The sequence below is a fragment of the Xanthomonas sp. NCPPB 1638 genome, from assembly GCF_041475635.2.
In the GTDB taxonomy this organism is placed as follows: Bacteria; Pseudomonadota; Gammaproteobacteria; order Xanthomonadales; family Xanthomonadaceae; genus Xanthomonas; species Xanthomonas cucurbitae.
In genome coordinates this window covers 1-18,286 of the sequence record NZ_CM192984.1, presented here as the reverse complement: position 1 = coordinate 18,286, position 18,286 = coordinate 1, and the positions used below count along the sequence as shown (strand labels likewise).

The following is an 18,286-nucleotide window of genomic DNA, read 5'->3' as shown; positions in this document are numbered from 1 at the left end:
AGCCGACGCCGGCGCTGCATCGGCATGCCCACCTGTGCCAGCTGCACGCTGTGCGGCAGGGCCGTGCAGCCTGCACGACGGATTGCTATGGTCGTGCGCATGAGCCAACCCGACTTCATCCAGATCACCGACAACGCCCTTTCGCTTGCCGATTGCGCCGCCATCGTGCAGCGCATGCGCGACAGCCAGCAGCTGCATCCAGGCCGGGTCGGCGGCGGCGTGTTTCCCGAACTCAAGCACAGCCGCGACCTGCGCATCAGCGGCATCGCCGAATGGGCGGCGGTGGAAGGCCGCATCCAGCAGGCCGTGTTCGACGGCGTGCTGGCCTATCTGCGGCAGTACCCGCAGGCGCTGATCTCGCCGTTGATGCTGCAGGTCACTACCGCCGACGGCACGCCGCACCGGCTGCTGGCCGAGGACATCGTGCAGATGAGCGACCAGGCACTGGGCGATCTGGCACGCACCTGCCTGCGCCCGGGCGCGATCAATCTGCAGTGGTACACCGCCGATCAGGGCGGCTACCCGTACTGGCATTGCGAGCTGTATCCGCGCGATGCCAGCGCCGACACCCTGCATCGGCATCTGCTGTGGACGCTGTACCTCAACGACGCGTTCGAGCAGGGCGAAACCGAATTCCTGTTCCAGCAGCGCAAGGCCCGCCCGCGCACCGGCAGCCTGCTGATCGCCCCCACCGCTTTCACCCACACCCACCGCGGCAACCGCCCGGTCGGCGGCGACAAGTTCATCGCCACCAGCTGGATCCTGTTCCGGTCTGCGCAAGCGCTTTATGGCGGGGAATAGGGAATCGGGAGTGGGGAATCGCAACGGCAACGGCGCGGCGTTGCTGCTGTAGCCTGCTAGCTTTCATTGCGGCGACTGATTTGTGCTGCCCGAACAGCCGCCGCGGGTTGATCCGCGCGTTGGCGCGAATGACGAGAGTACCTTGGCGACCAGCCGGATCGGCCAGATATCGCCGACGTTGCATGGCGGGCAATCGGCAATGGTCGGTCGATGCGTCATTGCCGTTGCGATTCCCCAATCTCCGCCGCTAGAACAACTGCCCCTGGGGCGACTCAGGTACTGCTTTGGCTGGCGGGGCGGGGCGCTTGAACTTGCCGGTCTCCAATGTCGCCATGTTATGTGCATCGAAACCGGCGCGGCGGTGGGCGAGGGTGAAGCGACGCGCCAGCAGATCGGCATACACGCCTTGCCCACGCAGGCGCGTGCCGAAGGTGCTGTCGTAATCCTTGCCGCCACTCAGCTGCTGGATGGTGCTCATCACATGCGCAGCGCGCTGCGGGTGATGGGTCTGCAACCAGTCGCGGAACAGCGGCGCAACTTCATGCGGCAAGCGCAGCAGTACATAACCGGCGCTGTGCGCGCCGGCATCGGCGGCGGCCTGCAGGATCGCTTCCAGCTCGTGGTCGTTGATCCACGGGATCACTGGCGCAGCCATCACTCCGACTGGCACGCCGGCCTCATGCAGTGCCCGCATCGCACGCAGGCGGGCGTGCGGGGCTGAAGCGCGCGGTTCGAGCCTGGCCGACAGATGCGGGTCGAGCGTGGTGATTGAAAAATGCACGTTGACCAGGTTCTCGCGCGCCAACGGGACCAGCAGGTCCAGGTCGCGCGTCACCAGCGCATTCTTGGTAATCAGCGTGAACGGGTGGCGCGTTTCCCATAGCACCTCGATCAACTGGCGCGTCAAGGCGCGCTTACGTTCGATCGGCTGATAAGCATCGGTGTTGATGCCCAGTGCGATCGGGCTGGGCACGTAATTCGGCCGCGACAATTCTCGGCGCAGCAGCTCCGGCGCGTTGGTCTTGGCGAATAGCCTGGTTTCGAAATCCAGGCCTGGCGAAAGATTGAGATACGCGTGCGATGGTCGCGCGAAGCAGTAGCTGCAACCATGCTCGCAGCCGCGATACGGATTGACCGACTGCGAAAAACCGATATCCGGCGAGTGGTTGCGGCTGATGATGCGGCGCGCCGTTTCGTCGGTGACCTGGGTGCGCAACGCCGGTGCGGTGAACGCCTCATCGGCGTCCGCGCACCAGCCATCGTCCACCGCCTGCCAGGTGGTGGCCTCGAACCGTGCGGGCAGATGGCCGGTCGCTCCCCGGCCTTTGATCGCGCTTGCCATGCAGGCATGGTACGGCGCGCCAGTCTCATGCGCCGCGACCACGAACGGACGCGCAGACACATGCATCCGGCGCCGAGCGGCTGGGCATGACCTCGCGGTCATCGCAATGGCGCGCGTGGCCCGTAGAATCCACGCATGCTCGCATTCGCACAGGGCGCGTGGGACTGGTTGGTCAGCCTTCCCCACCTCGAAGCGCTTCTCATCGCCGCCTACGTGCTGTACCTGCTGTGGATCGCCAGCTGGATCGTGCTGCAAAAGCGCGAGCCGGTGGCCACGTTGAGCTGGGTGTTGTCGCTGGCGGCATTGCCGTACCTGGGCCTGCTGATCTATTACTGGCTCGGGCCGCAGAAGGTGAAACGGCAGCGCCTGCGCCGCGGCCGCTCGCGCTCGGGGATGGAGAGCTACAGCAGCGTGTGCCCGCCCGATGCCGATTGCACCGAGCTGGCCAAGGTTGCCCAGTCCACCACCGGCCTGGCGCCCAGCACCGCCACCGAGGTGCACTGGCTGGTCGATGGGGCGACCACCTACGCCGCCATCATCGACGCCATTGCCGGCGCACGCGACCACATCCATCTGGAGTACTACATCTTCCAGCCCGACCACAGCGGCACTGCGATCTGCGATGCGCTGATGGAACGTGCCCGTGCCGGGGTCAAGGTGCGGCTGCTGATGGATGCGATCGGCTCCTCGGCGATGACCCGGCGCGTCCTGCGCACGCTGCGCGAGGCCGGCGTGGAAACCGCCTGGTTCCATCCCTCGCAGTTCCTCAAGCCGTTCAAGCGGCCCTGGCTCAACCTGCGCACCCACCGCAAGGTGGTGGTGGTCGATGGGCGGATCGGCTTCACCGGTGGCATCAATGTCACCGACGAGGAGAACGAACAGGTGCGCACCGATGCTTACCGCGACCTGCATGTGCGCGTACAGGGGCATGTCGTGCGCAGCCTGCAGCTGGTGTTTCTGGAGGACTGGCTGTACGCCACCGGGCAGGGGCGCGCCGTCTTCCAGGGCCAGCAACTATGGCCCGAGGACGTGCCCACCCGCGCGCAGGGCAGCATCGATGCACAGGTGCTGGTGTCCGGACCGGATTCGTCGTGGGAGGCGATCCACCGGCTGATGGTCGCGGCCATCCATGAGGCCAGGCACCGGGTCTGGCTGGTCACCCCGTACTTCGTGCCCGGCGAGGCGGCGCGGATGGCGCTGACCTCGGCCGCATTGGGCGGGCTGGACGTGCGCCTGCTGGTACCACGCGTGAGCGACTCGCGCCTGGTGACGTACGCGGCGCGGTCGTACTTCGATGAGTTGCTGGAGGCCGGCGTGCGCATCTACGAATACGGCCCGCGCATGCTGCACACCAAGGCATTGCTGGCCGACGACGAGGTCTGCATCATCGGCAGCGCCAATTTCGATAGCCGTAGCTTCCGCCTCAATTTCGAACTGTCGATGCTGTTGCGCGACCAGGCGGTGGCCGCCGAACTGGCCGGCATGATCGACACCGAGCTGCAACACGCGCAGGAAGTCCGCTTCGTGCGCCGGCGTCCGTTGTGGCGTTCGCGCCTGCCCGAGGCCTTCGCACGGCTGCTGTCGCCACTGCTGTAAGCGTGGCCTGCAAGATTGCCGTGCAGCCAGCGGGCGGGGGCAGCCGCGGTTGGACGTTGGCAGCGAACGTCGTTGCAGCAGCAGGCGGCGTCCGCCCCCCTTCGGCGATTGCTGGTCAGACGCGGCTTGCCGCTCCAGCCCATCGATCGCGCCCCACGTGGAACCCTCTGCAGCGCAGCGCTACACTGCTGCCACTCAACGGGGAGCGCGTCATGCACTGGCTGTTTCTGCTTATGGCACTGGGAGCTTTGGTGCTGGCGTTTAGCACGCCGCACATGTGGTTGCTGATCGCGGCGCTGCTGGCGGCGCTGGTGCTGTTGCTGCTCTGGACGCGCGGCTGGTTCGCCTCGCGCATGGGCGAGACGCAACGCGATACCAGCAGCATGATCGACCCGGCCGAGCTGCGGCGCCTGCGTGAAGTGGCGCAGGCCCGCAAAGCGGCGGCGCCGGCCGCGGCGCGCGACGGCGAGCCGCAGGCCTGAGTGCGCCAGTGACCACCCAGCTCAGCGTCAACGTCAACAAGATCGCCGTGCTACGTAATTCGCGTGGCGGCCGTGATCCGGATGTCGTGGAGGTTGCGCGCGCCTGTCTGGCCGCCGGCGCGCACGGCATCACCGTGCACCCGCGTCCAGACCAGCGGCATATCCGCGCCGACGACGTGCTGGCGCTGAGTGCGCTGACCAGCGAGCGTGGAGTCGAGTTCAATATCGAAGGCAATCCGTTCGCGCCGCCACGTCCCGGCTACCCGGGCTTGCTGGAGTTGTGCCGTGCCACGCGTCCGCAGCAGGTCACCTTGGTTCCCGACGGCGACGGCCAGCTCACCTCCGACCACGGCTTTGACTTTGCGCAGGACACCGCCGAGCTGGGCGGGTTGATCGGCGCATTCAAGGCCCTGGGCAGCCGCGTGAGCCTGTTCGTGGATGCCGGCAATCCGCAGCTCGGCCAGGCGGCAGTGCTGGGAGCGGACCGCATCGAGTTGTACACCGGTCCCTATGCGCAGGCGCATGCCGACGGGCATCCGGCCGAAGCGTTGGCCGCGTTCGCGGACGCGGCGCGTCGCGCCGCTGCACACGGGCTGGGAATCAATGCCGGGCACGATCTGTCGCAGGCCAATCTGGGCGCCTTTCTCGCCAGCGTGCCGGGCGTGCTGGAAGTGTCGATCGGCCACGCCTTGATCGGCGAAGCGCTGTACCACGGGCTGGATGCCACGGTGCGCGCGTATGTGCAGCTTGTGTGCGGGCCGAGCGCGCAGGCCTAGGGTCTTCAGACCCATCTCGTGGGTGGTGCACGCAAGCAGGCACACTTTCGCAACAAGGCAGCAGAAATTACCGTGCACGATGCATAAAAAAACGCCACCGTTTCCGGTGGCGTTGCAGTCGCGTCATGACTGTTGTGTTGCGGTCTTGCAACTACGTTTACTGCTGCATGAAGCCGATTTTCTTCATCTGCGAGTTCTTCGCAGCGGCCAGCACCTTGGCCATCACCTCGTACTCCGCATCCTGGTTTGCATCGATGCGCAGTTCCGGCTGGTTGGTCGGATCGGACTGGACCACTTCTTCCATCTTCTGCTGCAGCTGATCCACCGGCGTCGGGCTGTTGTTCCAGAACACCTGGTTGCTGGCGTCGATGCGCAGCTCGATCGGCGGCGGCGGTTCGGTCGTCTGCGGTGGCGGGTTGAGCACCCGCTGCGGCAGATCCACGGCGATCGGGTAGGTCATGATCGGCGCGGTCACGATGAAGATAATCAGCAGCACCAACATCACGTCCACCAGGGGCGTGACGTTGATGTCGGCCATCGGCCCACGGCCGCCACCAGTACTAAATGCCATGGCTTATTGCCCCTTGACTTTGGTTGCAACGAAACCGACGTCCAGCATGCCCTGACCCTGCGCGATCTTGGTGATCTCGTTGATCGTACGCATCTTGGTGGTGCGGTCGCCGCGCAGGTTGAGCGGCGGTTGCGGGGTCTGCTGCGCTGCGGTGGACAGGCGCGACTCCAGGGCTTCCTTGGAGATCGGCTCATCGTTCCAGTACAGCGACCCGTCTTCCTTGACGGCCAGGGTGATCGGCGCGGCGCGTTTCTCCGCATCTTCCTTCTGGATCAAGTTGGCCTGTGGCAGCTCCACCTTGACCTTGTGGGACATCAGCGGTGCCGTAATGATGAAGATGATCAGCAGCACCAGCATGACGTCCACCAGGGGCGTCACGTTGATGTCGGCCATCGGGCCGCCGCTGTTTCCACTACTGAAGGCCATAACGGGCTCCGTCTAAATCGTTGCGAAGGCGTTCTTGACGACCGGATTAGCGAACGCGCGAACCGGTGGCGAAGAAGTCGTGCAGGTCGTGGGCAAAGGTGTCGAACTTGGCGATCACCGAGCTGTTGACCTTCGAGAAGAAGTTGAAGGCGAACACGGCCGGGATGGCGACGAACAGACCGATCGCGGTCATGATCAGCGCTTCACCCACCGGGCCGGCAACGGCATCGATCGAGGCCGAACCGGTCGCACCGATCTTGATCAGGGCGCCGTAGATGCCCCACACCGTACCAAGCAGACCGACGAACGGCGCGGTCGCACCGACGGTGGCCAGCAGGGTCATGCCCGACTGCAGCTTGGTGCTTTCGCGGGTCACGGCCTGACGCAGGGCGCGGTCGACGAATTCCGAACGGCTCAGGCTCTCGCCCAGGCCGCCGGTGTTGCCTTCGGCACGCTGGTGGTGGGCAGCCGCCTGCGCAGCGTCCAGTGCGATCTTGGAGAACGGCTCGGAAGCCGGCTGTTCTTCCATGGCGCGGATGGCGTCCTGCGCGTTCGGGGCTTCCCAGAAGGCGGTGGTGACGCGGTCAGCCGCGCTCTTCAGGCGGGTGGCGCGGAAGATGTTGATGACGGTCCAGTACCAGGAGGCAGCGGACATGGCGATCAGGGTGACCAACACGACCCAGGACACGGCGAAGTCGCCGGGGCTGGAGGTCATTTCGGTGATCAAGTGCTCGAAGCCCATCTGCGACAGAGCGGCCGACGGATTGGAGCCCCCTGCAGCGGCGGCGATAAAGAATTCCTGCAGCATGACGCTTACCTTTGTTGTGTGTGGTGATGAAGGGTGGAGCGAAAGGAAGACAGGATCCTGGGCCGACCACAGCCGGCCCGTGGGATCAGTTCAGAGCAAAGTTCACCGGGACGCGGACACGTCCGGCGGCTTTCTGCCCGTTGACAGTGGAGGCGTTGAACTTCCACTTGCGTGCTGCGTCCATCGCGGCACGGTCAAGGTCGCGGTTGCGGCTGGACTTTTCGACCGACACGTTGGTCACGTTGCCGCTGGCATCCACATCCACGATCAGGATCACCTCGCCCTGGACACCGGCACGGAATGCTGCCGGCGGGTACTTGGGTGGGTTCATGTTCTTGGACGAGATATCGACACTGGCGCCGATGTCACTCGGCGGCTGCGGCGGAGACGGAGGGCTCGGCGGCGTGACGATATCGCTCGGACGCGGTTCGGGAACATCGACAACCGGTGCTTCCGGCGGCGGCGGAACCGGTGACGGCTTCGGCGGCGACAGATTCTTGACCGGCGGTGGCGGCTTGTCTTCCGGCGGCGGCGGCGGCGGCGGCGGCGGGGGAGGAGGCGGTGCATCCACCAGGGTGACCATGGTGGTGCGCTCCTTCTCTGCCGGAGCCTTCGGCGCCACTGCAGGGATCAGCAACATCATCAGTGCAGTGAGGTGCAGGGCAATTACAAAAGCAATACCGATAATGCGGGCCCAGCTCAGACCCTGGTTCCCGGCATCATAGTCATGCCTGTGGATAACGAGTTGTTCCGTCATGCGCCAATGGCTCTTTCAGTGGGGGCCCGGATCACTGTGATGATCCCCAGGTTTTCGGACGGCTGTGACACCGCAGTAACTCCCAAGCTTATACCAATCCCGAGTCCTGTAACCACTCAAAACACAGGGATTTCGGGGGTTTATTTTTCTTTTTACTTCAGGTTGATGATCTTCTTGGCGTCTTCCGGCTTTTTGACACCTTTGGCGATCGCCTGCTGCGCGGCCTGCTTGGCCTCCGGGATGCGGCCTTCCGAATGCAGCACCTTGGCCAGATTCAGGTAAGTCTCGCCGTCCTTGGACAGTGGTGCAGCCTTCTGCCAGTTCTCGATCGCCTTGGGCACGTCCTCGCTGTAGTAGTACGACTGCGCCAGCGCAAGGTATGTCTGATAATCAGGCTTGAGAATGCCTTTTTGCATACCTTCGTTAATGACGGCGATGACGTCCTTTTCCTTGTTGTCGGTGTTGGCGTAGATCGAGTACAGCTGCTTGTACTCCTTTTCTTCGGTCAACTGGCCCGCCGTGCGCAGCTTGTCCATCACGCCTGCGGCCTTGTCCATCTGGTCGGCCTGCATGTACATGCTGGCCAGGTTGAGCTGGGCCTTCTTGTCGTTCGGGCTCTTGGCGGCCAATGCTTCGGCAGCGGCGACCGCTTCACCGGTCTGGCCGGCTTCGGCGTAGGACGCCATCAGCAGCTGGTTCCAGGTGTCCTTGGGCTCGGGCGAGGCGGCGATGGCCTGCTTCAACACCGGGATCGCTTCCTTGTAGCGCTCGGCCTGGTACAGCGCCTGGCCCTTGAGGATCAGGTCTTCCGGACGCTGCGACTTGCTCTGCTCCAGATACTTGTCCAGCGTGGCCAGGCCCTCGGCCTGCTGGTCGTCCTGCATCTGCAGCTGGGCCAGCATCAACATCGACTGGAACTGGCCGTTGTTATCCAGCGCATTCAGTCCGATGGCCTGCTGCAGATAGGTCTTGGCGGCAGCGGTGTCGTCCAGGTTGTAGGCGGCCTGCGCAGCGAGCTGGGCAGCCAGCCCCTTGTCCGCTTCGTTGGCGGCGCTGTTGGCCAGGATCTCGTCGGCCTGGGTGCGCACGGCAGCGTAGTCTTCGCCCTTGTTGAAGGTTTCGATCAGCTTCTGCAGCTTGCTGCTCAGCTTGGACGAGGGCTTGATGGTCGGCGCCTGGCGGGTCGACTGGGGGTACAGCTCCTCGGCCTTGCCGCTGCTCTTGGACTTGCGGCTGGCGCGCTCGGACGAGCGGTCCGACTGCGCAACTGCATCGGCGACGACAGCCCCACCCAGCGACGCGGCGATGAACAAGGACAACAGGGCTTGCTTGCGGTTGAGCAGTTTCATGATTCACCTCGGACGAGCCGCCGTGTGGCGGTACGAAAAGCGGAATGGACGCTGTACGAAAAATCTGAGCCGGCAAACTTAGCAGAAAGTCTCAGTTCCCGAAAACGGTTTCCATGCTGTGCTGCGGCAATTGCGCAATGTGACAGTTGTTGAGCAAGGCTAACGGTCGCCAGCAGGCAGCGAGTAGATGCGACGCGGACGAGGTCCTGAGCCCTCCAGCTGCCGCGTCTGCGGATCGGCGCGGCCCCGCGTCTTCGAACACCGCGCCGCCCGGCACGGTGTCTAACCGCACTTCGGTTGACGCCCTGCCTGGCGTGCCTGCTGATAGACAGGCTGTAACTGGCCGACGTCGGCCTGCAGCTCGCGGATGCGGTTGGTCGGATCGGGATGGGTGGACAGCCACTGCGGCTGACGATTGCCACTGGCGGCCATCATGTTCTGCCACAGCGTGACCGCCTGGGCTGGATCGAACCCGGCCTGCGCCATCAGCCGCTGCCCGACGATGTCAGCCTCGCTTTCCTGGGTACGCGAGCCGGGTAAGAGGAATACTGTCTGAGCGGTCATACCCCCGACCTGGTTGACGGCACTGGCCGCCCCGTCGCCGTACGCCGCACCAGCCAGGGCTCCAATGATGCCCAGCCCGGTCTGCGCACCGAGCTGGCGGGTGATGCGTTCTTCGTGATGCCGCGAGATCACATGGCCGATCTCGTGCCCGAGCACCGCCGCCAGTTGGTCCTGGGTCTTGGCCACGGTGAAGATGCCGGTGTTGACGCCGACCTTGCCGCCGGGCAGGGCGAACGCGTTGGCCTCGTCATCGACGAACAGCGCGGTTTCCCAGTTGGTCTGGCGCCATTGCGGCGGCAGTTGCGCCACCAGCGCACCGACCACGCATTGCACGTAGGCGTTCTGCCTGCCATCGGTGCTGACCTTCTCCTTGGCCTTGGTCTGCGCGAACGACTGCGCACCCAGCTGGTCAAGCTGTTCCTGGGACACGCCTCCCACCACCTGGCGACGGCCGGTCGGCGAGGTCGCAGTGGCACATGCCGTCAATGCGAGGACGGCAACAACGATCAACAACTTGGCTTTCATTGGATCCCCCTGTCACGCTGAGGGCCATTTTGGCAGGCTCGTCTTAACTTTTCGTCAAGCGAGCTGGAATGCCCGTCAAAACATGGTCAGCGGTCGTCCGGTGCAGACAGATACCGCGCCGAATCGGGCGTGCGCGATCAACGCCTGCATGCCGATCACCGGCTGCACACCGTGGGCCGGAGGCGTGCCGGTGCGATGGTCAGGCTCAGCCGAAGCCGAAGAAGTACAACGCCGCCAGGGCGGTGGCATTGTTGATGCCGTGGGCGGCAATGGGCGCCCACAAGGTGCCGGTGCGCCAGTACAACCACGCAAATGCCGCGCCCATGCTGCCGTAGACCAGCCACAGCTGGACGATGGCGGCAGGGCCATTGCCACTGATGCCGGGCACCTCATGCACCAGCGCGAACAACACACCGCTGAGCACAATGCCCAGCCAGGGACGGCCGGCGGCCAGCAGGCGGCCGAACAGCACCCGTCGGAACAGCAGTTCTTCGTACGCGGGCGCGATCAGTACCGCAAACACTGTCAGCGCCAGTGGCCATTGCTGGATGGCTTCTTCCATCAGCGGCAGGTTGGTCGGCACCGGCTTGATGCCCAGGGCCGAGGCCGCCACGCTGACCAGGTTGCTGAGCAGGAAGACCGCGGCGGCGATCAATGCTGTCCAGCCCCAGGTGGCGGCGCGGCACGTCGCAGCGCGCGAGGACGCCCGCTCGCTCGCGCTTGCGCGGCGGCGCCAGTAATACAGCAGTACCGCCGGGGTGGCCGTGCTGACCAGTGCGGTGAGCAATTGCACCATCACCCCGGGCTGGCCGATCGCGGCCATGACCTCGGCGGGCGAGGGCGTCAGGCCCTGCGCCTTAGCGGCCTGCACATGTTCCAGGCCGCGCAGCGCGCCCCATAGCGCGAAACCGGCCACGCTCAGGCCCAGCAACAGGCTGATGGCGATCAGTGCATCGATGCTGAAACCCAGCAACACGGGCAGCAGCGGCGGCTTGCCGGCGGCACCGGATGGCGCCGGGGGAGGGGGGAGATCTGTGCGCATCGTCGTCCTGCGAACGCCACATCGCCGACGCAGCATTGTCGCGCTGCGCGCGTACGACAACGGCGGCTCAGATATCCAGGTTGGAGACCTTCAGCGCGTTGTCCTCGATGAAGTCGCGGCGTGGTTCCACCACATCGCCCATCAGGGTGCTGAAGATCTGGTCGGCGGCCACTGCATCCTCGATGCGCACCTGCAACAGCCGGCGCGTGTCGGGGTTGACCGTGGTTTCCCACAGCTGCTCGGCATTCATTTCGCCCAGGCCCTTGAAGCGCTGCACCTGGCGGCCTTTCTTGGCTTCGTCCAGCAGCCACGCATGCGCCTGGCCGAAGCTGGTGATGGGGTGGGACTTGTTGCCACGCACGATCTGCGCGCCCTCGCGGACCAGGCCGTTGAGTGCCAGCGCCACTTCGCGCAGTGGACGCAGCTCGCCGCTTTCGAAAGCACCCATCGGCACCACCTGGGTGAATTCCTCGCCCATATGGCGACGGATCGCCACCAGCGTTGCCGCAGTGTGCTCGGTGGCCGGATCGAAGCGCAGCTGGTAGCGCGCCGTGCCTAGGGTGCCGCGGTTGAGCACGGCCTGCAGCGCCTCCAGGGCGGGATGGACGTCGCCTTCGGCCTGCAGCTGGGCCACGTCCAGCGGCGGCAGGTCGATCAGCGCGGTGAGCAGCGCCGGGTCGTAACGGTGCGCGTTGCGGGCGATCGCATCGTTGGCGCCAGCGAACAGCAGCAACAGTTTTTCCAGCGCCTCGCCGGTGATGGGCGGCTCATCGGCCGCCGGAATCAGCGCCGCGCCTTCGACGGCGCTGCTGGCCAGATAGGCATTGAGCGCAGCATCGTCCTTCAGGTACAGCTCGCTCTTGCCCTGCTTGAGCTTGTACAGCGGCGGCAGGCCGATGTAGATATAGCCACGCTCGATCAGCTCCGGCATCTGCCGGTAGAAGAAGGTCAGCAGCAGGGTGCGGATGTGCGAGCCGTCCACGTCGGCGTCGGTCATCAGGATGATGCGGTGGTAGCGCAGCTTGTCCGGGTTGTATTCGTCGCGGCCGATGCCGGTGCCCAGCGCGGTGATGAGCGTGCCGACCTGGTCGGAGGCCAGCATGCGGTCGAAACGGGCGCGCTCGACGTTGAGGATCTTGCCGCGCAGCGGCAGCACCGCCTGGTTCTTGCGATTGCGGCCCTGCTTGGCCGAGCCACCGGCCGAGTCACCCTCGACGATGAACAGTTCCGACAGCGCCGGGTCCTTTTCCTGGCAGTCGGCCAGCTTGCCGGGCAGGCCGGCGATGTCCAGCGCGCCCTTGCGGCGGGTCAGGTCGCGCGCCTTGCGGGCGGCTTCGCGTGCACGCGCAGCATCGACGATCTTGCCGGTGATGGCCTTGGCTTCGTTCGGGTTCTCCTGCAGGAACTCCTGCAGCCGCGCGCCAAAGGCATTTTCCACCGCCGGGCGCACGTCCGAGCTGACCAGCTTCTCCTTGGTCTGCGACGAGAAGCTGGGGTCGGGCACCTTCACCGACAGCACCGCGATCATGCCTTCGCGCATGTCGTCGCCGGTCAACGAGACCTTGGCCTGCTTGGCAATGCCGTTCTGCTCGATGTAGTTGCTCAGTACACGGGTCAACGCACCGCGGAAGCCGGCCAGGTGGGTGCCGCCGTCCTTCTGCGGGATGTTGTTGGTGAAGCAGTACATGGTTTCCTGGTAGGCGTCGGTCCATTGCAGGGCCACGTCCACCACGATGCCGTTGTGCTCGCCGGTCACCGAGATCACATTCGGGTGCAGGGGCGACTTGAGTTGGGCCAGATGCTCCACGAAGCTGCGAATGCCGCCTTCGTAGTGGAAATCGTCGCGCCGGCCTTCGCCACGCTCGTCGATCAGCGCAATCTTGACGCCGGAATTGAGGAAGGACAGTTCGCGCAGGCGGCGCGCCAGGATGTCGTAATGAAATTCGACGTCGCTGAAGATGGCCACCGCCGGCTTGAAGCGCAGCGTGGTGCCACGCTTGGTCGAGGCTTCCAGCTGCTTGAGCGGGTACTGCGGCTCGCCCAGTGCGTATTCCTGCTGGTAGTGGAAGCCATCGCGCCAGATATCCAGCCACAGGTGCTCGGACAATGCATTGACCACCGACACGCCCACGCCATGCAGGCCGCCGGAGACTTTGTAGCTGTTGTCGTCGAACTTGCCGCCGGCATGCAGCACGGTGAGGATGACCTCGGCCGCGGACACGCCTTCCTCCTTGTGGATATCCACCGGCACGCCGCGGCCGTTGTCGGACACCGACACCGAGCCATCGACCAGGATCTTCACCACGATGTCGTCGGCGTGGCCGGCCAGGGCTTCGTCGACCGAGTTGTCGACGACCTCGAAGACCATGTGGTGCAGGCCGGTGCCGTCATGGACATCGCCGATGTACATGCCGGGCCGCTTGCGGACGGCTTCCAGACCTCGCAGCACGGTGATCTTGCTGGAGTCGTAGGTGCCGTTGGGGGTCGTCGGGGTGTTCTGTTCGTCGGTCATGCGCGTGCCGTTGGCTCCACAACACGGGCGCAGACGGCGGGAGCCGCTTCGCACCGTGGGAAAAGGGGGATAGCACGGAAATTATACCAGTCGGCCCGCCTGGGCCGTTGACCTCAGATCGGGACTGCTGCTGCAGTCAACTGCCCGTGTTCCACGTGAAACCGATGTAGCACACTCTGCGATGCCGCCAGGCCTGGCGGCAGTTCGGTGGCCGTCATCAACACCTGGGCAGGTGCCTGCGCCAAGCGCTGCAGCACCTGGGCCTGGTGATGCCGGTCTAGTTCCGACCCCAGGTCGTCCAGCGCGATCACCGGCCACTCGCCACGCTCGTGGGCGAAATCCTCGGCCTGCGCGAGCAGACAGGCCAAAGCAGTGAGCTTGGCCTGGCCGCGCGACAGGGCGTCCTTGCCCGGCAGCAGGTCGAATGTGGGGGACCAATCAGCGCGATGCGGGCCCTGCGAGGTATAGCCGTTCTGCCGATCGCGATCGCGTGCCAGCAGGAGCGCATCGGCCAGTGAGAGCTCGTGGCGCTTCCAGCCCGGCGCGAAGGTCAGCGCCGTAAGCCCGAGGCTGGGGGCGATGGCCGTGGCAACGGGAACCAGCCGCTCCTGCAGACGATCGAGGTAGCGCTGGCGGCGCGAGGTGAGCGCTTCGCCGGAGTCGGCCAGTTCATGGTCCCAGGCGTCCAGCAAGCTTGGCTGCGCGCCCTGCTTCAGTAATGCGTTGCGTTGCTTGAGCGCGCGCGCATAACGCCGCCACAGGGCCAGGAAGTCGGGTTCCACGTGGAACAGGCCCCAGTCCAGGAAACGACGCCGCGGCTCGCCCCCACCGCTAATCAGCACATGGCTACCTGGCTCGAACGTCACCACTGCCAGGGCGGCACACAATGCGCCAAGCTGCGCCACATCTTCACCGTCCAGCCGGCCCGTCCATTCCTGCCCGCTGTGACGCAGGCCTGCGCGCCGGGTACGCGCCAGTGGCCCGGTGGACCGCTCGCTCCATTCGACAAATACCTCCAGGTCCAACGCGCCCTGGCGAATCAGGCCATCGCGGACACGTCCACGAAAACTGCGCCCATAGGCCATCAGGTGCAAAGCCTCCAGCACACTGGTCTTGCCGGCTCCGTTGTCGCCCGTCAGCAGATTCAATCCTGCCGCAGGATGGAACTCGACCGACTCGAAGCGGCGAAGACGGTGGATGGATAGCCTAACGACGTGCATCGAGACCTGCGCTCCGGGATGGGATCCGGCATCCCGGTCGGTGCGCAGCATACGTGATCGCTTCGAGCCGTGGGGAGGACATGCGCCCGGGTCCGGCTGGCTTGTTGGGGATAACATGTGGACAAAAAGCGCTGTCTTGGCCGCCGACTGCCTTATGCACAGGTTCCTACGGGGAAGACGGGCTCCAAACCACAGGGTTTCAAGCCATTAAAGTACTTTTAGAACAATGACTTAACCTACTTTTCGGCGAAATCTACGTCTACCATCACCACAAAGCTCTTAAGTTATTTATAGATTTAAAAGCAGAGGAGCGTGTGCATAACTGGATTTCGAGCCACGCGCCAGACAAACAGTCATCTCGGAACGGAGGCGGCAGCTACATGAATGAATTCACATCCACAACAGCGGCTTGATTCGAACTCGGCGGTAGGTGGCCGTCTCAGAGATTTTTAGATAGCTGCGCTTTTGGCGTAAACGTCGGTAAAGTCACTTCGGTGTCGATCGCCGGACACGCGGCGATGACCACGTCATCAGCGATTCGCCACGTTCAGCTCGCACCCTGCTTCCGAATGATCCTGATGATTCGCAGCCGCTCTACCGACGGCGCAATCAACAATCGTATGCCGGTGCCTCCGCGTTGCCGGACCGGTGCGGAGTTGCGACCTGGATGGTGCAACCTGTCATCCCGTGCACAAGCGCTGTATGCAACCGACACCACACCACAAACATCCGCCCCCACAACCCAGCCGTTATCTGTCCAACAAAAAACCCGGCATCTGCCGGGCTTCGTGTTCCACGTGGAACCGCAGGTCACAACCGCAGCGGCATCACCACATGACGGGATTTCGCGCTGCTCGCCTCGCGGACCAGCGCGGACGAATTGGCATCGCGCAGCTGGATCACGACATGTTCGTCGCGCAATGCAGACAAGGCATCCAGCAGGTAATTCACGTTGAAGCCGATGGCCAGATCATCCACCTTGGTGTCGGCTTCGATTTCTTCCTGCGCTTCTTCCTGCTCCGGGTTGTGTGCGCTGATCTTCAGCTGGCCGGGCGACACTTCGACGCGGACACCCCTGTACTTTTCGTTGGACAGGATCGCCGCACGCTGCAATGCCGCACGCAGCGCTTCACGATCCACCTTGACCTCGCGATCGGCACCAATTGGAACCACCGTTTCGTAGTCCGGAAAACGGCCATCGATCAGCTTGGACGTAAACGTGACATCGCCGCGCTTGACGCGGATATGGCTGCGGCCCACTTCCAGCTCAACCTCGCGGTCCGCGCCTTCCAGCAGGCGCTGCAGTTCGGTGACGCCCTTGCGCGGCACGATGATCTGCCGCTTGGCACCGCCAGCGTTCTCCAGCTCGGTCTCGCACAGTGCCAGGCGATGACCATCGGTGGCCACGCAGCGCAGCAGGCCGTCGCGTAGGTCGAATAGCAATCCATTGAGGTAATACCGCACGTCCTGCTGGGCCATGGCAAACGCGGTGCGTTCGATCAACTCCTTCAACCCGGCTTCCGGCACGGCGACGCGCTCGGTGGCTTCTACCTCGTCCACCGACGGGAAGTCATTCGAGGGCAGGGTGGCCAATGTGAACCGACTGCGCCCGGCTTGCACGGTGACCTTGTCCCCATTCTGGGACACGGTCACCCGGCTGCCGTCGGGCAGTGCGCGCAGGATATCGAACAGTTTGCGCGCCGGGATCGTGGTTTCGCCGTCCTGTGCGTCCTCGACCAGGGTACGGGAGATCATCTCCACTTCCAGGTCGGTACCGGTGAGCGACAGTTGCCCCTGCCGCACCTGCACCAGCAAGTTCGCCAGCACCGGCAAGGTCTGACGTCGTTCGACCACATTGACCACCTGGGCCAACGGCTTGAGGAAGGCTTCGCGTTGCAGTGTGAAACGCATGTGGTTCCGTGCCCCTATGCTTTAAAGATGTGGAATAAATCAAAAGCTTGGTGGTGATGGTAGGGCCGTTTTCTGCGGACAACCACTCTAAATTCTTGTTTCCAAAGACTTTTCAGACCCACAAACCCATTGGACTAGTCAGCCTGGGGCGGTGGGAAAACCTGTGGATACTTTTGCGTTCGCCGCCGCAAGCCTCTTTATCCACAGATTCTCCCGCATTTAGTACCAACTCATCCACGCTTTTTTCCAAGCCCGGCGGGAAGGCCGCCCTTGCCTCACTCGCTGAGCTTGCGAATCAGCTTTTCCCAGTCCTCGCGCAGCTTGCCGTCGGCCTCCATCAAGGTGCGAATCTGACGGCAGGCATGCAGCACGGTGGTGTGGTCGCGGCCGGCGAAGGCATCGCCGATCTCGGGCAAGCTGTGTTCGGTGAGTTCCTTGGCCAACGCCATGGCCACCTGGCGCGGCCGCGCCAGCGAGCGGGTGCGGCGCTTGGACAGCAGATCCTTCATCTGCAGGCCGTAGTAGTCGGCCACGGTCTTCTGGATGTTGGGGATGCCGATCGCCTGTTGCTGGGCTCGCAGCAGGTCGCGCAGGGTCTCCTGGGCGAATTCCACCGTGATTGCGCGCCCGGTGAAGTTGGCGCGCGCCACCAGCGTGTTGAGCGCGCCTTCCAGGTCGCGCACGTTGGAACGCATCTTCTTGGCGATCAGGAAGGCCACGTCGTCGGGAATCTCGGCGCCGCGTTCGCGCGCCTTGGCCAGCACGATGGCCGCGCGGGTCTCGAAATCCGGGGGGTCGATCGCCACCGACAGGCCCCACGCCAGGCGCGATTTCAGCCGTGGTTCCAGGCCCTCGACCTCGCGCGGGTAGCGGTCGCAGGTCAGGATGATCTGCTGGCGGCCATCGAACAGCGCGTTGAAGGTGTGGAAGAACTCTTCCTGCGTGCGGTCCTTGCCGGCGAAGAACTGGATGTCGTCGATCAGCAACGCATCGATCTGCTGGAACTGGCGCTTGAACTGGTCCATCGCCTTGTCCTGCAGCGCCCGGATCATGGCACTGAAGAACTGTTCCGAACGCAGGTACATCACCTTGGCGGCCGGGTTGGCCTGGCGCAACGCGTTGCCGGCGGCGAACATCAGGTGCGTCTTGCCCAGGCCGGTGCTGCCATACAGCAGCAACGGGTTGTGCGCGCGGTCGCCGGGCTTCTGCGCGGCCTGTATCGCCGCCGCCAGCCCGAGTTGGTTGCTGCGGCCTTCGACGAAATTGGCGAAGGTGTAGTGCGAATCCAGGTTGCCGGCGAACGGCACGATCGGCGCGGCAACCGCTGCGCTGGCCGCCGCCGTTGGTGCAGCCACCGGCTCCGGCGCGCGCGGACGCGAGCCCACCGCCAGCGCAACCTCGCCGGCGCCGGCGAAATACGCCAATAGCTCCCGGATGCGCGGCAGGTAGCGCTCGCGTACCTGATCCACGATGAAGGCATTGGGCGCATACAGCACGATGCTGTCGCCGCGGTCTTCGGCTTGCAGGGGTTTCAACCAGGTGTGCACGTCCTCGGGCGGAAATTCGGCTTCGAGACGTTCCAGACAGCGGGGCCAAGCATCCAT

Annotated in this window: 16 protein-coding genes; 4 read left to right on the top strand and 12 right to left on the bottom strand. The window is 64.5% G+C overall.

What is annotated here, in order from left to right; all coding sequences use genetic code 11:
• Positions 1-99: 99 nt before the first annotated feature.
• On the top strand, positions 100-801 hold the full coding sequence (locus tag ACCQ13_RS00080; protein WP_159406401.1) for a 2OG-Fe(II) oxygenase: 702 nt from the start codon (positions 100-102) through the stop codon (positions 799-801).
• A gap of 247 nt (positions 802-1,048) precedes the next feature.
• Here the strand turns inward: ACCQ13_RS00080 and ACCQ13_RS00075 are convergent, their stop codons facing one another.
• Complete coding sequence (locus ACCQ13_RS00075) at positions 1,049-2,143, bottom strand: PA0069 family radical SAM protein (RefSeq protein WP_104603358.1); 1,095 nt, start codon at positions 2,141-2,143, stop codon at positions 1,049-1,051.
• A 135-nt stretch (positions 2,144-2,278) separates the two neighbouring features.
• Between ACCQ13_RS00075 and cls the strand changes: the two genes are divergently transcribed.
• The 3 genes from cls to ACCQ13_RS00060 all read left to right on the top strand — a co-directional run bounded on the left by cls (position 2,279) and on the right by ACCQ13_RS00060 (position 4,997).
• Positions 2,279-3,739, top strand: a complete 1,461-nt coding sequence (cls, locus tag ACCQ13_RS00070) for a cardiolipin synthase (protein ID WP_104603313.1) — start codon at positions 2,279-2,281, stop codon at positions 3,737-3,739.
• 212 nt (positions 3,740-3,951) lie between these two features.
• Positions 3,952-4,221 (top strand): hypothetical protein, encoded by a 270-nt coding sequence (locus ACCQ13_RS00065; RefSeq protein WP_104603312.1) that lies wholly within the window; start codon positions 3,952-3,954, stop codon positions 4,219-4,221.
• Between the two features lie 8 nt (positions 4,222-4,229).
• Positions 4,230-4,997: a pyridoxine 5'-phosphate synthase gene (locus tag ACCQ13_RS00060; protein WP_104603311.1), complete on the top strand. Its 768-nt coding sequence runs from the start codon at positions 4,230-4,232 to the stop codon at positions 4,995-4,997.
• A gap of 157 nt (positions 4,998-5,154) precedes the next feature.
• Here ACCQ13_RS00060 and ACCQ13_RS00055 read toward each other — a convergent pair whose 3' ends face one another.
• The 11 genes from ACCQ13_RS00055 to dnaA all read right to left on the bottom strand — a co-directional run bounded on the left by ACCQ13_RS00055 (position 5,155) and on the right by dnaA (position 18,286).
• Positions 5,155-5,568 (bottom strand): ExbD/TolR family protein, encoded by a 414-nt coding sequence (locus ACCQ13_RS00055; protein ID WP_104603310.1) that lies wholly within the window; start codon positions 5,566-5,568, stop codon positions 5,155-5,157.
• A 3-nt stretch (positions 5,569-5,571) separates the two neighbouring features.
• A complete protein-coding gene (locus tag ACCQ13_RS00050) occupies positions 5,572-5,994 on the bottom strand; it encodes an ExbD/TolR family protein (RefSeq protein WP_010364790.1) in 423 nt (140 codons plus the stop codon).
• A 46-nt stretch (positions 5,995-6,040) separates the two neighbouring features.
• Positions 6,041-6,802, bottom strand: a complete 762-nt coding sequence (gene exbB, locus ACCQ13_RS00045) for a TonB-system energizer ExbB (protein ID WP_104603309.1) — start codon at positions 6,800-6,802, stop codon at positions 6,041-6,043.
• Between the two features lie 85 nt (positions 6,803-6,887).
• On the bottom strand, positions 6,888-7,559 hold the full coding sequence (locus ACCQ13_RS00040) for an energy transducer TonB (RefSeq protein WP_033897859.1): 672 nt from the start codon (positions 7,557-7,559) through the stop codon (positions 6,888-6,890).
• Between the two features lie 152 nt (positions 7,560-7,711).
• The gene (locus tag ACCQ13_RS00035) at positions 7,712-8,908 is read right to left on the bottom strand and encodes a tetratricopeptide repeat protein (RefSeq protein WP_159406400.1); all 1,197 of its coding nucleotides are present in this window, start codon (positions 8,906-8,908) and stop codon (positions 7,712-7,714) included.
• Between the two features lie 282 nt (positions 8,909-9,190).
• Positions 9,191-9,997: a M48 family metallopeptidase gene (locus tag ACCQ13_RS00030; protein WP_104603306.1), complete on the bottom strand. Its 807-nt coding sequence runs from the start codon at positions 9,995-9,997 to the stop codon at positions 9,191-9,193.
• Positions 9,998-10,202: 205 nt separating this feature from the next.
• Positions 10,203-11,039 (bottom strand): CPBP family intramembrane glutamic endopeptidase, encoded by an 837-nt coding sequence (locus ACCQ13_RS00025; protein WP_159406399.1) that lies wholly within the window; start codon positions 11,037-11,039, stop codon positions 10,203-10,205.
• 67 nt (positions 11,040-11,106) lie between these two features.
• Positions 11,107-13,551: a DNA topoisomerase (ATP-hydrolyzing) subunit B gene (gyrB, locus tag ACCQ13_RS00020; protein WP_104603304.1), complete on the bottom strand. Its 2,445-nt coding sequence runs from the start codon at positions 13,549-13,551 to the stop codon at positions 11,107-11,109.
• A gap of 113 nt (positions 13,552-13,664) precedes the next feature.
• Positions 13,665-14,771, bottom strand: coding sequence for a DNA replication/repair protein RecF (recF, locus tag ACCQ13_RS00015; protein ID WP_104603357.1), 1,107 nt, complete (start codon positions 14,769-14,771; stop codon positions 13,665-13,667).
• Positions 14,772-15,581: 810 nt separating this feature from the next.
• Complete coding sequence (dnaN, locus tag ACCQ13_RS00010; RefSeq protein WP_104603303.1) at positions 15,582-16,682, bottom strand: DNA polymerase III subunit beta; 1,101 nt, start codon at positions 16,680-16,682, stop codon at positions 15,582-15,584.
• A gap of 275 nt (positions 16,683-16,957) precedes the next feature.
• Positions 16,958-18,286 carry a chromosomal replication initiator protein DnaA gene (gene dnaA, locus ACCQ13_RS00005; protein ID WP_104603302.1) on the bottom strand — a complete coding sequence of 443 codons (1,329 nt, stop codon included), beginning with the start codon at positions 18,284-18,286 and terminating at the stop codon, positions 16,958-16,960.

Excerpts from the sequence above, each read along its gene's own strand:
- ACCQ13_RS00025 (WP_159406399.1), bottom strand. The coding sequence starts at position 11,039 with ATGCGCACAGATCTCCCCCCTCCCCCGGCGCCATCCGGTGCCGCCGGC.
- ACCQ13_RS00030 (WP_104603306.1), bottom strand. The coding sequence starts at position 9,997 with ATGAAAGCCAAGTTGTTGATCGTTGTTGCCGTCCTCGCATTGACGGCA.
- ACCQ13_RS00050 (WP_010364790.1), bottom strand. The coding sequence starts at position 5,994 with ATGGCCTTCAGTAGTGGAAACAGCGGCGGCCCGATGGCCGACATCAAC.
- ACCQ13_RS00075 (WP_104603358.1), bottom strand. The coding sequence starts at position 2,143 with ATGGCAAGCGCGATCAAAGGCCGGGGAGCGACCGGCCATCTGCCCGCA.
- dnaA (WP_104603302.1), bottom strand. The coding sequence starts at position 18,286 with ATGGATGCTTGGCCCCGCTGTCTGGAACGTCTCGAAGCCGAATTTCCG.
- ACCQ13_RS00080 (WP_159406401.1), top strand. The coding sequence starts at position 100 with ATGAGCCAACCCGACTTCATCCAGATCACCGACAACGCCCTTTCGCTT.
- gyrB (WP_104603304.1), bottom strand. The coding sequence starts at position 13,551 with ATGACCGACGAACAGAACACCCCGACGACCCCCAACGGCACCTACGAC.
- ACCQ13_RS00055 (WP_104603310.1), bottom strand. The coding sequence starts at position 5,568 with ATGGCATTTAGTACTGGTGGCGGCCGTGGGCCGATGGCCGACATCAAC.
- cls (WP_104603313.1), top strand. The coding sequence starts at position 2,279 with ATGCTCGCATTCGCACAGGGCGCGTGGGACTGGTTGGTCAGCCTTCCC.
- dnaN (WP_104603303.1), bottom strand. The coding sequence starts at position 16,682 with ATGCGTTTCACACTGCAACGCGAAGCCTTCCTCAAGCCGTTGGCCCAG.
- recF (WP_104603357.1), bottom strand. The coding sequence starts at position 14,771 with ATGCACGTCGTTAGGCTATCCATCCACCGTCTTCGCCGCTTCGAGTCG.
- exbB (WP_104603309.1), bottom strand. The coding sequence starts at position 6,802 with ATGCTGCAGGAATTCTTTATCGCCGCCGCTGCAGGGGGCTCCAATCCG.
- ACCQ13_RS00035 (WP_159406400.1), bottom strand. The coding sequence starts at position 8,908 with ATGAAACTGCTCAACCGCAAGCAAGCCCTGTTGTCCTTGTTCATCGCC.
- ACCQ13_RS00065 (WP_104603312.1), top strand. The coding sequence starts at position 3,952 with ATGCACTGGCTGTTTCTGCTTATGGCACTGGGAGCTTTGGTGCTGGCG.
- ACCQ13_RS00040 (WP_033897859.1), bottom strand. The coding sequence starts at position 7,559 with ATGACGGAACAACTCGTTATCCACAGGCATGACTATGATGCCGGGAAC.